Origin of the sequence: Janthinobacterium sp. BJB401 (assembly GCF_013372745.1) — a bacterium.
GTDB classification, from domain to species: Bacteria; Pseudomonadota; Gammaproteobacteria; order Burkholderiales; family Burkholderiaceae_D; genus Janthinobacterium; species Janthinobacterium rivuli.
The window spans coordinates 51,037-63,651 of sequence record NZ_JABXFH010000035.1; the positions used below are offsets into that span (position 1 = coordinate 51,037).

Annotated in this window: 13 protein-coding genes; 8 read left to right on the forward strand and 5 right to left on the reverse strand. The window is 61.0% G+C overall.

All coding sequences use genetic code 11. The annotated features are described in order from the left end of the window. Positions 1 to 6: 6 nt before the first annotated feature. Both HWE17_RS20355 and HWE17_RS20360 read right to left on the reverse strand, forming a co-directional pair. The gene (locus HWE17_RS20355) at positions 7 to 1,164 is read right to left on the reverse strand and encodes a two-component system response regulator (protein ID WP_176390017.1); all 1,158 of its coding nucleotides are present in this window, start codon (positions 1,162 to 1,164) and stop codon (positions 7 to 9) included. A gap of 535 nt (positions 1,165 to 1,699) precedes the next feature. Next, positions 1,700 to 2,917: an MFS transporter gene (locus HWE17_RS20360; RefSeq protein ID WP_176390018.1), complete on the reverse strand. Its 1,218-nt coding sequence runs from the start codon at positions 2,915 to 2,917 to the stop codon at positions 1,700 to 1,702. Positions 2,918 to 2,976: 59 nt separating this feature from the next. Between HWE17_RS20360 and HWE17_RS20365 the strand changes: the two genes are divergently transcribed. The 5 genes from HWE17_RS20365 (at position 2,977) to HWE17_RS20385 (ending at position 7,256) form a co-directional block, all read left to right on the forward strand. Then, positions 2,977 to 3,972: an AraC family transcriptional regulator gene (locus HWE17_RS20365; protein WP_176390019.1), complete on the forward strand. Its 996-nt coding sequence runs from the start codon at positions 2,977 to 2,979 to the stop codon at positions 3,970 to 3,972. A gap of 211 nt (positions 3,973 to 4,183) precedes the next feature. Beyond that, positions 4,184 to 4,495, forward strand: a complete 312-nt coding sequence (locus HWE17_RS20370) for a hypothetical protein (RefSeq protein ID WP_152598724.1) — start codon at positions 4,184 to 4,186, stop codon at positions 4,493 to 4,495. Between the two features lie 266 nt (positions 4,496 to 4,761). Further along, complete coding sequence (locus tag HWE17_RS20375; protein ID WP_176390020.1) at positions 4,762 to 5,346, forward strand: LysE family translocator; 585 nt, start codon at positions 4,762 to 4,764, stop codon at positions 5,344 to 5,346. A 10-nt stretch (positions 5,347 to 5,356) separates the two neighbouring features. Further along, the gene (locus tag HWE17_RS20380) at positions 5,357 to 6,799 is read left to right on the forward strand and encodes a PLP-dependent aminotransferase family protein (RefSeq protein WP_176390021.1); all 1,443 of its coding nucleotides are present in this window, start codon (positions 5,357 to 5,359) and stop codon (positions 6,797 to 6,799) included. A gap of 58 nt (positions 6,800 to 6,857) precedes the next feature. Further along, entirely contained in the window at positions 6,858 to 7,256 is a 399-nt protein-coding gene (locus HWE17_RS20385; RefSeq protein WP_176390022.1) for a VOC family protein, read from the forward strand. A gap of 22 nt (positions 7,257 to 7,278) precedes the next feature. Here HWE17_RS20385 and motA read toward each other — a convergent pair whose 3' ends face one another. Together motA and HWE17_RS20395 are read right to left on the reverse strand one after the other, a co-directional pair. Next, complete coding sequence (motA, locus tag HWE17_RS20390; RefSeq protein ID WP_035820336.1) at positions 7,279 to 8,142, reverse strand: flagellar motor stator protein MotA; 864 nt, start codon at positions 8,140 to 8,142, stop codon at positions 7,279 to 7,281. A 42-nt stretch (positions 8,143 to 8,184) separates the two neighbouring features. Continuing rightward, positions 8,185 to 9,105, reverse strand: coding sequence for a LysR family transcriptional regulator (locus HWE17_RS20395; protein ID WP_176390023.1), 921 nt, complete (start codon positions 9,103 to 9,105; stop codon positions 8,185 to 8,187). 97 nt (positions 9,106 to 9,202) lie between these two features. Here HWE17_RS20395 and HWE17_RS20400 point away from each other — a divergent pair, with 97 nt between their 5' ends. Further along, entirely contained in the window at positions 9,203 to 10,372 is a 1,170-nt protein-coding gene (locus HWE17_RS20400; protein ID WP_176390024.1) for a mandelate racemase/muconate lactonizing enzyme family protein, read from the forward strand. A 2-nt stretch (positions 10,373 to 10,374) separates the two neighbouring features. On the opposite strand, the gene HWE17_RS20405 is transcribed toward HWE17_RS20400, so the two are convergent. Then, entirely contained in the window at positions 10,375 to 11,079 is a 705-nt protein-coding gene (locus tag HWE17_RS20405; RefSeq protein WP_176390025.1) for a hypothetical protein, read from the reverse strand. Positions 11,080 to 11,256: 177 nt separating this feature from the next. On the opposite strand from HWE17_RS20405, the gene HWE17_RS20410 reads away from it, so the two are divergent. After that, positions 11,257 to 12,315 carry a DUF4105 domain-containing protein gene (locus HWE17_RS20410; protein ID WP_176390026.1) on the forward strand — a complete coding sequence of 353 codons (1,059 nt, stop codon included), beginning with the start codon at positions 11,257 to 11,259 and terminating at the stop codon, positions 12,313 to 12,315. A gap of 80 nt (positions 12,316 to 12,395) precedes the next feature. Then, the coding region (locus tag HWE17_RS20415) for a DEAD/DEAH box helicase (protein ID WP_176390027.1) at positions 12,396 to 12,615 on the forward strand (220 nt) is incomplete at its 3' end.

Here is a 12,615-nt window from a genome sequence, read left to right on the forward strand (position 1 = left end):
CGGCGCTCACTGTGCAGGCAGGGTGTGTGCGATGGCGGCAGCCTGCTTGGCCATGTCCTGGTCGCTGTCGGCGTAGCGCGCGGCGATCTGCTGGAAGGCGGGCAGGTTGGCCAGGAAGGCGTCGCAGACGTCGGGATCGAAGTGCGAGCCGCGCCCCTCGGCGATGATTTGCACTGCCTTTTCATGCGGCATGCCTTCCTTGTAGACGCGACGACTGATCAGGGCGTCGTAGACGTCGGCCACCGCCATCAGCCGCGCCGAAATCGGGATGGCGTCGCCGGCCAGGCCTTCGGGGTAGCCGCTGCCGTCCCATTTTTCCTGGTGTGAGTAGGCGATCTCCTTGGCCAGGCGCAGGAAGTCGACGTCCATGCCCAGTTGTTGTTCGGCGTGGGCGATGGCGTCGCGCCCGAGCGTGGTGTGGGTCTTCATGATCTCGAATTCCTCGGGTTCGAAGCGGCCAGGCTTGAGCAAGATGCGGTCGGGGATGCCGATCTTGCCGATGTCGTGCAACGGCGCCGACTTGAACAAGAGCTTGATGGTGTCGGGGTCGAGGAAAGCGCGGAAGCGCGGATGCTCGCTCAGATGTTCGGCCAGCACCTTGACGTAGTGCTGGGTGCGGCGGATGTGGTTGCCGGTCTCGTTGTCACGCGTCTCGGCCAGCGAGGCCATGGCGTGGATCGTGACATCCTGGATCGCGCCCAGCTCGCGCGTGCGGCGCTGGACTTCCTGTTCCAGGTACTCGTTCTTGTCGCGCAGGAAGTCGGCCGCGTCTTTGACCTTGAGTTGGGTGCGTACGCGCGCCAGCACCACGGGCGGGCTGATCGGTTTGGTGATGTAATCGGCCGCGCCCAGCTCCAGACCGTGCGTCTCGTCCTCGCTGGAGGCCATAGCGGTCAAGAAGATGATGGGTATGTCGCGCGTGGCCGGGTCGCCCTGCAGTGCCTGCGCCACTTCGTGGCCGGTCATCCCAGGCATCATGATGTCAAGCAGGATGAGGTCGGGCGGCGGTGCATCGCGCGCGATGCGCAGTGCTTTCTCGCCGTTATTCGCTGCTTTGACCGTATAACTATCCTTGAGCAAGTTGGCCATCAACAGAAGATTATCCGGCGTGTCGTCCACGACAAGAATTACAGGCCTGACGGGACGGGTAGAAGATGGGTTCATGCCTAAATGCTCCAATCAGGTCTGCATTAATTTGTTGCCTAGACTATATCTGTGTCCTGTGCGCAAGTAAACTGCATATTAGTTTTGCTATGCGAATCGCTCCTGCTGCATACGCTGCCTTCTCTCGATCCCTGGGTATTGCATAGATTCCTCATCCCGGCATAGAGCCCTTGCGAGATCGCTAACCTCGTATTTTCAATCGAAAAGTCGAAAATGAAGATAGTGTAGTGAGGGTGCGTTTAGAGCGACTACCACCGACAAACTGAACTTCTGCTTTGGGGCCAGAGTGTGTGAAAACGCACCCCAATGTAAACGAGATTTTTTCTGAAGCGTTAATATCTCATTTGACGTAATCAGGAGAGCAGGATGAAGCGTTTTGTCGAGGGAACCGACCGCAGCCAGAGTGTTCTCTTTCCCGAGCATCTGAATGAACGCTCGGTGAGACCGAGAATATCGTACGCTGGCGGTGAACTGGTCATCAGCGAAAGGCAGTATTTTTGATCGCCTGAAGAGCGTCTGGCGAACTCGTGGCGGGTCACTGCGGCAGTTCGACTCGAACTCTTAAAGCGATAACGAGAGCGGCGAACAGCATCACCACGCCAGCAATCATGAAAACGCCTGTCACTCCACCCAACCCGAACATCATGCCACCCAATGCAGCGCCGGCAGCTATTGACGATTGCACCGCAGCGACGACCATGCCACCAGCTGTCTCCGCTTGATCAGGGACAGCACGGGCTACCCAGTTGGACCAGGCGACTGGTACGCCGCCGAACGCCAGGCCCCACAGAGCGACCAAAAGCATCAGGCCTGTTCCTTCGACTGGCAGTAAGATCATGCCGAACGCCGCCAGGCCCACCAGCGCAGGCATGAGCACTAAAGTAGCACGCAGGCTACGCTCCATTAGCCAGCCGGCCAGCAGCGTGCCAACGAAGTTGGCGACACCAAAACCCAGGAGCATCAGAGACAAACCGTTTACATCGATATGGGCAATGCTTTCAAGAGCGGGGCGAATATAGGTAAACAATGCATATTGCCCGGTATGGGCAAGTACGCAGCCCAACATCCCGATCCCAATCCCCGGGCGACGGAGCAATTGCAGTACCGATGTCGTGCGCATCATCGTGCGCGGCGCCATACGGGGCAGCGTGAACAATTGAAACAAAAGTGTCAGCCCTCCGACAGCCGCGGCTGCTATAAATGCACTGCGCCAGCCATATAGTCCCCCCAGGTAGCTGCCCAACGGTACGGAAACGACCGTCCCGATGGCGATGCCACTGAATATGATGGATAGCGCTCGCGGCACCAATTTTGCCGGCACCAGCCGCATGGCCACGGCTGCCGCCATGCTCCAAAAGCCGCCTAACGCGACGCCCAGAAGAATGCGCATCACCAACAATACTGTCAAGCTAGAGGACAACGCCACCAGCAAATTGGAGGCGATCATCAGCACTGTGAAAGCCAACAAGACGACACGCCGGTCAAAATGACGCGTGAGGCCTGGCACCGACAGCCCGGCGAACATGGCCACGACGGCCGTCACCGTCACTGCCTGACCAGCTAGTGCCTCCGATACACCAAGATCGAAGGCCATCGGGGTCAACAGACTGGCTGGCAGGTACTCCGCCGTCAGTAAACCGAAAACCCCCATTGCCAGTGAAAACACGGCCATCCATGCTGCTGCCGCTGGCTCTGAAACAGACACATCGTTCGCGTTGGGCGTTTGCTTGGTAGCAAAAACATCGTTGTTCATCTCTACAATCCCTAAAACAATCGGAGTCGAAAGTCTAGAGGTAAAATCCAGGATGATCTATGATGGTAACTCCTGATGTTTTGATCGAAACACCTAAAATGAGCAAGCAAAATCAAATTTCCCCATCATCTAATCTCATCAGCGAACTATTGACAGGTATGCGCCTGCGTGGAGTCCAGTACCGCCGTATTCAGACCGGCCCAGCGTTCGGCATAGGCTTTGAAGACAAGCCAGGCCACGCCTACTTCCACTTCCTGGCCGTTGGCACTGCCTTCATATGTACCGATGATGGTGAGTTGCACAAGCTGTCTGCCGGTAGCGCGGTGTTCATGCCTCACGGCAGGAGACATCAGCTTCTGTCGGATGCTGATATTGCATTTCAGGACATCGCAAAGTTCGATGCCGCGCCCCTCGGTGAATCCGTTAGCGGAGTCGACACATGTCCCAGTACGCACCCCATGCCCAGTGCGGTTATTTTTTACGGCTGCATGGAATTCGATCTCGGCGGGATGCAAGGGATCGGCAAGCTGATGCCAACCGTCATGGTGGCCGACACGCAAGCGCAAGGCTATCCTGGCTTACTGCCTGTTCTTGATTCCATGAAGCGTGAAATCTGCGCCGGCCGTATTGGCTTTGCAGGCATTCTGGCTCGCCTGGCGGAGGTCGCGGCAGCAATGATCGTGCGCGGCTGGATTGAATGCGGTTGTGAAAACGCTTCTGGTCTCCTCGCCGCATTGCGGGATCCGCGCCTTGCTCTTGCCATATTGGCGCTGCACCGCCAGCCTGGTCGTGAATGGACAGTTGCACAGTTGGCTGCGGAGTGTCATATCTCCCGCTCTGTCTTCGCGCGACGCTTTGAAACCACCATCGGCGTGCCGCCCCTGCGCTATGCCACGGAATTGAGAATGCGCCTTGCCACACAATTGCTCACTCACGAAAGAGTGTCCATCGACGTCGTCGCCCGACGCCTTGGCTATACATCTCAAGCCGCGTTCAGTCGTGCTTTCAAGCGCATCATCGGCAAGCCGCCGGGTGCCTGTCGGCAAATGCTTTGAGGAGAATAGCTGAGGGAAGCGCTGATCAATCCACTTTTTTCAGCGACATTGGCGCGCGAAGTGGCCGAACAGCACGTCGATCAAGCGCATTTCTCGACGATTTGACGCGATTGGTTCGCGCCTTTCTGTAATCAAGACGGACCACGGGATTCAGTGATCTTACAACGCCGGCCGGCCAATACAAGATTGGCATAGGCGAACAGGAAATATCATGTCCATTGCAAGAAAAGGAAGCCGCCGAATTATTGTCGATTCTTTACCATATCGATGGTCGGTCAGTCTGCCCACCTATACACAGGCCATGGGGGAAGCGAATCTGTCTTTCGCAGTGGAATCTGAAAGCGGTGGCCGAACCACCCTTCTGGTGAGAACAGATATCGCACGTCCGGATATTTGGCTGGGTAATTTCACGCGTGCTATCACGCCCTCAGTTGTGGAACACGCTATTCGACAGGCATTGATGAAGGGGTGGTATCCCGGCCAATGTGGAAGCGCCTTTGAAATGACAATTCGACTCGCTTGAGCCCACTGACAATCCGCCAGTTGCGTTGTGCGCCTGCGGTGGACGCTGAAGTCCGTTATCAATGTTGACAATGCCCTTCGGCACTGTCGACCGCAACCGGACAGAAACAGCGCTTTCCAAATGCTTGTCCGGGCGGGGCTGCCTGTATCGCCGCTGTAGCAGTCGTTCGACTGATACAGCATGTGCCTGTATGCGGCGCCTTGTGCCTTGTCCCTGCCGTGCCACGCTTTTAGACTGGGGCCTTCTCCACGCTGCGACTGCCTGCCATGACCGAACTCCTGCCCCTGATGAGCTATTGCTTTGTGATGTCCGCCACGCCGGGGCCGAACAACGTCATGCTGGCCACCACCGGCGCCAATTTCGGCTATCGCGGTGCGCTGCCGGTGATCCTCGGCATCCAGGCCGGCATCTTTGTGCAGACCATGCTCATGTGCGTGGGGCTGGGCAGCGTGTTCTTCGCGTATCCGATGGCGCAGCAGGTGTTGCGGATCGCGGGCGCGCTGTACCTGATGTTCCTGGCCTGGAAGCTTGCCGGCGCCTCGGTGGCGGGAGGCAGCACAGCGAAAGCCGTGTCGTTTGCGCAGGCCGCGCTGTTTCAGGCGCTCAACCCCAAGAGCTGGCTCAAGGCGGTCACCATGGCGTCGGTCTTCATGCCTGCGCAGGGCAATATGCTCGCCAACGCGCTGCTGGTGTCCGTGATCGGCACCGTGGTGGGCACGCCGTGCAACGCCATGTGGGCGCTGTTCGGCGTCTCGATTCGCAGCGTGTTGAAAGCGCCCCGCAACCAGCGTATCTTCAATCTCACGATGGGCGCCATCCTGCTGGTCCTCGCCATGACGTTTTTACGCTAGACTTCCACCCATGTTTGCCATCGACCGCTCCTCGCCCATCGCCCTGTTCAAGCAGATCGAGGCTGCATTGCGCCTGCAGATCGCGCAACGCGTCCTGCCTGGCGGCACTAGGCTGCCGTCGATCCGCCAGCTCGCCACGCAGCTCGCGGTCAGCACCAACACCGTGGTGGTGGCGTATGACAGGCTGGTGGCCGCAGGCGTCATCGATACGCACGGTACGACGGGCTTCTTCGTGTGCGCACTCACTGACGCCAGCCGCGCCATTCCCGACGAGGTGGCGCTGGAAGCGGGCCAGGAGCAGGAACCGGTCTGGCTGAGCCAGCAAGTCAATGACCAGCGGCCGGGCGTGCTGCTGGCCAGCAGCGGCGCCTTGCCGCCCACCTGGCTGCAGGACGCGCTGCCGGCGGCCGCCGTGCAGCGTGGCCTGGCGCGCAGCGTGGCCGGCATGGCCTCGCGCTGTCCGCCGCAAGGGCTGGCCGAACTGCGCGAGCAGATCGCGCTGCTGTTGCGCGGCATCGGCATCGCCGCGGACGCCAGCCACATCCTCACTACGTTCGGCGCCACCCATGCCATCGATCTGATCTGCCGCACGTTTCTGCAGCCCGGCGATACGGTGCTGGTGGAAGACCCCGGATACTTCCTGATGTTCGGCAGGCTGCGCCAGGACGGCGTGCGCCTGGTGCCCATCAAGCGCCGCCCCGATGGCCTCGACCTGGACGAACTGGAAGCGGCTTGCCGCGCGCACCGTCCGCGTCTGCTGTTCATGCAGACGGCCTTGCACAATCCCACCGGGTGGAGCAGCAGCGCCGCCAACCTGCACAAGGTGCTGATCATGGCGCAGCAGTACGGCTTCCTGATCGCCGAAGACGACGTGCACGGCCATTTCCAGCCGGGCCACAGCACGCGGCTGGCGTCGCTGTCCGGACTTGATGGCGTGATCTATTATTCGAGCCTGTGCAAGGCGCTGAGCCCGGCCCTGCGCATGGGCTACCTGGCCGCGGCGCCCAACCTGCTCAAGCTGCTGATGCGCACCAAGATCCATTCCATCATGACCTTGCCTGCGCTGAACGAATACGTGCTGCTGGAAGTGCTCAAGGCAGGCAATCTGCGCAAGCACCTGGAACGGCTGCAACGCAAGATCATGGTGGCGCGCAACGCCAGCACGCGGCAACTGAGCGCGGCCGGCGTGCTGTTCGAGCAGCCCGGCGACGCAGGCATTTTCCTGTGGGGCAGCATGCCCGAAGGGCTGGACGTGGACTTGCTGGTGCAGGACGCCTACCGCAACAAGATCCTGCTGATGCGCGGCGCCGCGTTTTCGGCCAACGACACGCCCGACCAGCACATCCGCTTCAACGTCGCCTTCAGCCAGCATCCGCGCGTGAGCGCCTACCTTGAAGAACGCCTGCGCGCGGTGGCTGGCGCGCGCTCCAGCCTGGCCCGCGCCTTTCTTTAGTTTTTATTGGTATTCTGGAGGTACGATTTTTTCGTCAACGTGTGAGCAAGGAAGCGCCATGCACAAACAGATCATCCTCAACCTGCCCGTCAAGGACCTGGATAAATCCAAGGCCTTCTTTTCCGCCCTTGGCTTTACCTTCGATCCCCGCTTCAGCGGCGAGAACGCGGCGTTCATGAACATCGTCGATGGCAGCATCCAGGCCATGCTGACGACGGAAGCCTTCTTCCAGTCACTGATCGGCAAGCCGGTGGCGAATGCGAAGGAGGCCAATGAAGTCGTCATTTGCCTCAGTTGCGAAAGCCGGGAAGAGGTGGACGGCCTGATCGCCAGGGCAGCTGCCGCCGGTGGCCGCATACCGCATCCGCCCGAAGACCATGGCTTCATGTATGACCAGGGCTTCGAGGATATCGATGGCCACCTGTGGAACCTGGTCTGGACGGCGCCGGAAGCCTGACGATTGAGGCTAACCGGCCGTATCAGTTCTTCGTGCGCACCTGGCGCACGTGGTTTTCCAGTTCGCTGAACGATGGGCGTTCCGTGGCGGAAATGACCTTGCGGCCGAATTCCACGGCCAGCGCCGGCGCATAGCCGTTCAGGCTGGCCAGCAGGGTCACTTTCACGCACTGGTACATCTTCGCCGTTTCATGGTGCTTGCGGCGCAGCAAGCTGGCCAGCGGCGCGATGAAACCGTAGGCCAGCAGGATGCCGATGAAGGTGCCCACCAGCGCCTGCGCGATCAGCACGCCCAGCTCGGCCGGCGGCAAGCCGACGGAAGCCATCGTGTGCACCACGCCCATGACGGCGGCCACGATGCCGAAGGCGGGCATGGCGTCGGCCAGCTGCGAAATCGTCTGGATCGGCATTTCCGCATCTTCATGGTGCGTCTCGATCTCGTTATCCATCAGATTTTCGATCTGGTAGGCGTCCATATTGCCCGACACCATCAGGCGCAGGTAATCGGTGATGAATTCCAGGATGTGCTCGTCACCGAGCGTGTACGGGTATTTCACGAAGATGGCGCTGCGGTAGGGGTCGTCGATATCGTCCTCGACCGACATCAAGCCTTCCTTGCGGATCTTGCTGAGGATTTCATACATCAGGCCCATCAGCTCCATATAGCGCGCTTTCGTGTATTGCGAGCCGTGGAACAGGGTGGGCAGGGCGGCGAACGTGGCGCGGATGGCCTTGGCGTCATTGCCGACAAAGAAGGTGCCCAGCGCGGCGCCGCCGATCATCAGCAGTTCCAGCGGCTGGAACAGGGCGCCCAAATGCCCCCCCTGCATGGCGAAGCCGCCAAAGACGGAAAACAGCACGACGAGAAATCCGAGTATGACTAGCAAAACCTACTCCTTCATAATATTGCCATATCGCAATATTGTAGTTTAACCTGATTTGGCCGCTGTGGCCGCTTCCGGCTGCAACTGCTCGATGAGAAAATTGATAAAAGCGCGCACTTTGGCGGGCAGCTGGTGGCGGCTCGGGTAGTAGGCGTACAGGTCGGCCGGCGCCAGCGCGTAATCAGCCAACACCACACGCAGGCGGCCGCTGTCGAGGTAGCGCGTCAGGTCCCATTCCGAGCGCAGCAGGATGCCGTGCCCGTCCAGCGCCCAGCCCAGCACCACGTCGCCATCATTGCTGGCCACCGTGCCGCGCACCTTCACCGTGTGGGTGGCGCGGCCCCGGCTCAAACGCCAGATGCCGTAGGCGTCGTCATTCTGCCGATGCACGATGCAGCGGTGCTGCGCCAGCTCGTCCGGCGTCTGCGGCGTGCCGTGCGCCTGCAGGTAGGCGGGCGAGGCGCACAGGAAGCGCCGGTTCGACATGATGCGCCGCGCCGACAGCCGCGTGTCGGGCAGGTCGCCGAAGCGGATGCCCAGGTCGTACGCCTGCTCGACCAGGTTGATGGGGCTGTCCGTCAGTTGCAGCTGCACTTCCAGCTGCGGGTGGTGCAGGGCGAATTGCGACAGCAGGGGCGCGATCACCGTGCGCCCGAAACCCAGGGTGGCGTTGACGCGCAGCAATCCGCGCGGCTGCGCGCTGCCGCTGGCCAGGGACTCTTCCATGGCGCGGATATCGTCGAGGATCTGCCGTGCCTGCTGCAGATAACTTTCGCCATCGCCCGTCAGGCTGATGCGCCGCGTGCTGCGATTGAGCAAACGCACGCCCAGGCGCTGTTCCATCAGTTGCAATCGCTTGCTGACGGCGGGCGGCGTGATGTCCAGCTCGCGCGCCGTGGCCGACAGGCTGCCCAGCTTGGCCAGCAGCACAAAGAAGGCCATTTCCGTGGTGGCGTCGCTTTTCATTATTAACTTCAAGTGAAGAATGGTTTAAATTGCTATCGATTATACGACTGCGTATCGCGATTAAGCTGGCGTCACCATTCAAGCACAGGAGACCCGCATGAAAATCGTTGAAATCCGCGAAAAGACCATCCCCATCTCTTCCCCCATCCGCAACGCCTACATCGACTTTACCAAGATGACCCTGAGCCTGGTGGCCGTCGTCACCGACGTGATCCGCGACGGCAAGCCCGTCGTCGGCTACGGCTTCAATTCGAATGGCCGCTACGGCCAGGGCATGCTGATGCGCGAGCGCTTCATCCCGCGCATCCTCGACGCCGATCCGGCCAGCCTCGTGACGGATGACGGCGCCAACCTCGATCCGCACAAGGTGTGGGACTGCATGTACACGAATGAAAAGCCGGGCGGCCACGGCGAGCGCTCGGTGGCCATCGGCACCATCGACATGGCCATCTGGGATGCCGTGGCGAAGATCGAGAACAAGCCGCTGTTCCAGCTGCTGGCCGAACGCCATGGCACGGGCGTGCCGGACAAACAGGTGTTCGTGTATGCGGCCGGCGGCTATTACTATCCGGGCCAGAGCTTGAGTGCCTTGCAGGACGAGATGCGCAGCTATATCGACCGCGGCTACACGGTGGTCAAGAAAAAGATCGGCGGCGCTTCGCTGGACGAGGATTTGCGCCGCATCGACGCCATCATGGAAGTGCTGCAGGATGGGCAAAAGCTGTGCGTGGATGCCAACGGCCGCTTCGACCTGGACACGTCGATCGCCTACGCCAAGGCGCTGCGCCAGTACGACCTGTTCTGGTATGAAGAGGCGGGCGACCCGCTCGACTTCGAGCTGCAAGCGACCTTGCGCAGCTATTACGACAAGCCGATGGCGACGGGCGAAAACCTGTTTTCCATGCAGGATGCGCGCAACCTGATCCGCTATGGCGGCATGCGCGCCGACCGCGACTGGCTGCAGTTCGACTGCGCCCTCAGTTACGGCCTGGTGGAATATCTGCGCACCCTGGACATGCTGCAGCAGCACGGCTGGTCGCGCAGCCGCTGCATCCCGCACGGCGGCCACCAGATGTCGCTGAATATCGCGGCAGGGCTGGGCCTGGGCGGCAATGAATCGTACCCGGATTTATTCCAGCCGTTCGGCGGCTTCCCCGACGGCGTGCGCGTCGAAAACGGCCACATCACCATGCCGGACCTGGTCGGCATCGGCTTCGAGGGCAAGGCGAACCTGTATGCGGAAATGCGCGCGTTGAGCGGACAGTAAGCTCAGGCTGGCGCCTGGCGTTTAATCTGCGCGGCGGGGCTGGTTTTCTCCCAGCGGAACAGCCACATGATGGCAAGCTTGGTCGCAGCGCTGACGCTGGCCAGCAGCAGCAAGGGCCAGCCTGTCGACAGTCCCATGACGCAGGCAAAGAAGATGGTGCTGACATCCATCGCCAGGATGAACTGGCTCATCTTTAACGACACGGCGCCCGTCCTGCCCGAGCGCCAGATCAGGCCGATCTGGTGCGCATAGCCTTGCGCCAGCAGCACGGTGACGGCGACGATCAGGCTTTGCGAGATCACACGCTTTTCATCCGTGAAGGTGGGACCGAAGGCCAGGCCCGCCACGCCCGCGCACAGCAGCAGCGCGCAGGCCAGCAGCGCATTGCGCGATGCCCGGCTGCGCCGGTCGCGGTAAATCTCGAACAGGATGGTCAGCGCGATCAAGGACGCGATCAGGCGCGGCCAGACGATGTAGTGGTTGAATGGCGTGATCGAATAGCCGTACACAAAAAACGCGCAATACGCGAGGAAGCTGACGGTGAACTGGTTGATGGACAAAATGTCCGTCGTCTTGCCGGCGCCGATGCCGGCATCGCGCTTGCGCTGCCAGATTTTTTGCAGCTGCGACCACAGGCCAAACAGGCTGACGACAATGAAAAGGGAATTGAGGCTGCCGGCGAGGGCGTAGAGGGAAGGGGACTGCAAGGTATCTCCTGGAATGGCCAAGGCAGCGCTGCCGTGACAGAGCGCCTTGTCTATACATTTTATCTGGATAGCATGCTCTCATGAAACAAATTGGCAGGCAAGCAATGCTGTTGCAGCCTGTTGCATCGAAACCTGTCTGAACTCACCTGTTCCTGAGCTTGCCCTTATAATCAGGGCATGACTTTCTTATCACATCGTGCCCGCTCCGTGCTGGGCACCTTCGGCAAAATGGCCGTTTCCCTGATTCTCCTGTTGACTGCACTGTGGGGCGCGCTGGCGCTGTGGTACCAGCTGTCCGGCGGCACGGCCGCGCAAGGCATCGGCGCGCTGCTGTGGGGTGCGCTGGGCGTGGCCAGCATCGCGCTGTGGTGGATGCGCGGCGACGCGCGCGTGCTGCTGCCGTATGCGGCAGGTTTCCTCCTGCTGCTCGTGTGGTGGAGTTTCATCACGCCGAAACAGCAGCGCGTGTGGGCCGACGACGTGGCGCGCAACGTCACCGGCAAGGTGGCAGGCAATCTCGTCACCCTGGACAATGTGCGCAATTTCGACTGGCGCAGCGATGACGACTACACGGTCAAGTGGGAGCAGCGCAGCTACGACCTCGACGAACTGCGCACGGTGGACACGGCGCTGTCGTACTGGACGGGCCCCTATATCGCGCATACCCTGATCTCGTTCGGCTTTGCCGACGGGCGCTTTCTGACGTTTTCCATCGAGATCCGCAAGGAGAAGGGCGAGAGCTTTTCCGCCATCGGCGGTTTCTTCAAGCATTTCGAGATGAGCCTGATCGCCGCCGACGAGCGCGACATCCTGCGCGTGCGCACGAATGCGCGCGGCGAGGACATGCATCTGTACCGCGTCATGATGCCGAAAGCTGCCATGCGCTCGCTGTTCCTCGCCTACCTGGACGAGGCGCAAGCACTGAAGAACCAGCCGCGGTTCTACAACACCCTGACGGCCAACTGCACCACCATCGTCTTCGAGATGGTGCGCCGCATCGTGCCGGGCCTGCCGCTCGACTACCGGCTGATGGCTTCCGGCTACCTGGACCGCTATCTGTTCGACGTCAAGGGCCTGGTGCCCGGCCTGAGCTTCCAGCAGCTGCGCGATGGCGGCCACGTCACGGCGCGCGCGCGGGCGGCCAACGACGATCCTGATTTTTCGCACGCCATCCGCCGCGCCATGCCCGGCTATGACGAAGCGGGCTTTCCGAAGCTGCAAATGCCACGCCAGTAGCCGTCTGCCTTATACTGTCGCCATATCCGACCGGCCGCACATTGCGGCCGGTCTCACTTTACGAATAAAGAAGGCCCGTTATGCCATTTTCCTCACTGGGTCTGATTCCCGCCCTGGTCCGTGCCGTCGACAAGGCCGGCTATGCCGCGCCGACGGCCATCCAGGCAGCCGCCATTCCCGCCATCCTGTGCGGCAGCGACGTGCTGGGCGCAGCCCAGACGGGGTCCGGCAAGACGGCCGCCTACGCGCTGCCGCTGCTGCAGGCGCTGATGGCGCCCGTTTCCGGCCCGCGCCAGGTGC

Bases quoted from the DNA above. Each gene is read 5' to 3' on its own strand.
- HWE17_RS20355 (WP_176390017.1), bottom strand. From the start codon at position 1,164: ATGAACCCATCTTCTACCCGTCCCGTCAGGCCTGTAATTCTTGTCGTG.
- HWE17_RS20360 (WP_176390018.1), bottom strand. From the start codon at position 2,917: ATGAACAACGATGTTTTTGCTACCAAGCAAACGCCCAACGCGAACGAT.
- HWE17_RS20365 (WP_176390019.1), top strand. From the start codon at position 2,977: ATGATGGTAACTCCTGATGTTTTGATCGAAACACCTAAAATGAGCAAG.
- HWE17_RS20370 (WP_152598724.1), top strand. From the start codon at position 4,184: ATGTCCATTGCAAGAAAAGGAAGCCGCCGAATTATTGTCGATTCTTTA.
- HWE17_RS20375 (WP_176390020.1), top strand. From the start codon at position 4,762: ATGACCGAACTCCTGCCCCTGATGAGCTATTGCTTTGTGATGTCCGCC.
- HWE17_RS20380 (WP_176390021.1), top strand. From the start codon at position 5,357: ATGTTTGCCATCGACCGCTCCTCGCCCATCGCCCTGTTCAAGCAGATC.
- HWE17_RS20385 (WP_176390022.1), top strand. From the start codon at position 6,858: ATGCACAAACAGATCATCCTCAACCTGCCCGTCAAGGACCTGGATAAA.
- HWE17_RS20395 (WP_176390023.1), bottom strand. From the start codon at position 9,105: ATGAAAAGCGACGCCACCACGGAAATGGCCTTCTTTGTGCTGCTGGCC.
- HWE17_RS20400 (WP_176390024.1), top strand. From the start codon at position 9,203: ATGAAAATCGTTGAAATCCGCGAAAAGACCATCCCCATCTCTTCCCCC.
- HWE17_RS20410 (WP_176390026.1), top strand. From the start codon at position 11,257: ATGACTTTCTTATCACATCGTGCCCGCTCCGTGCTGGGCACCTTCGGC.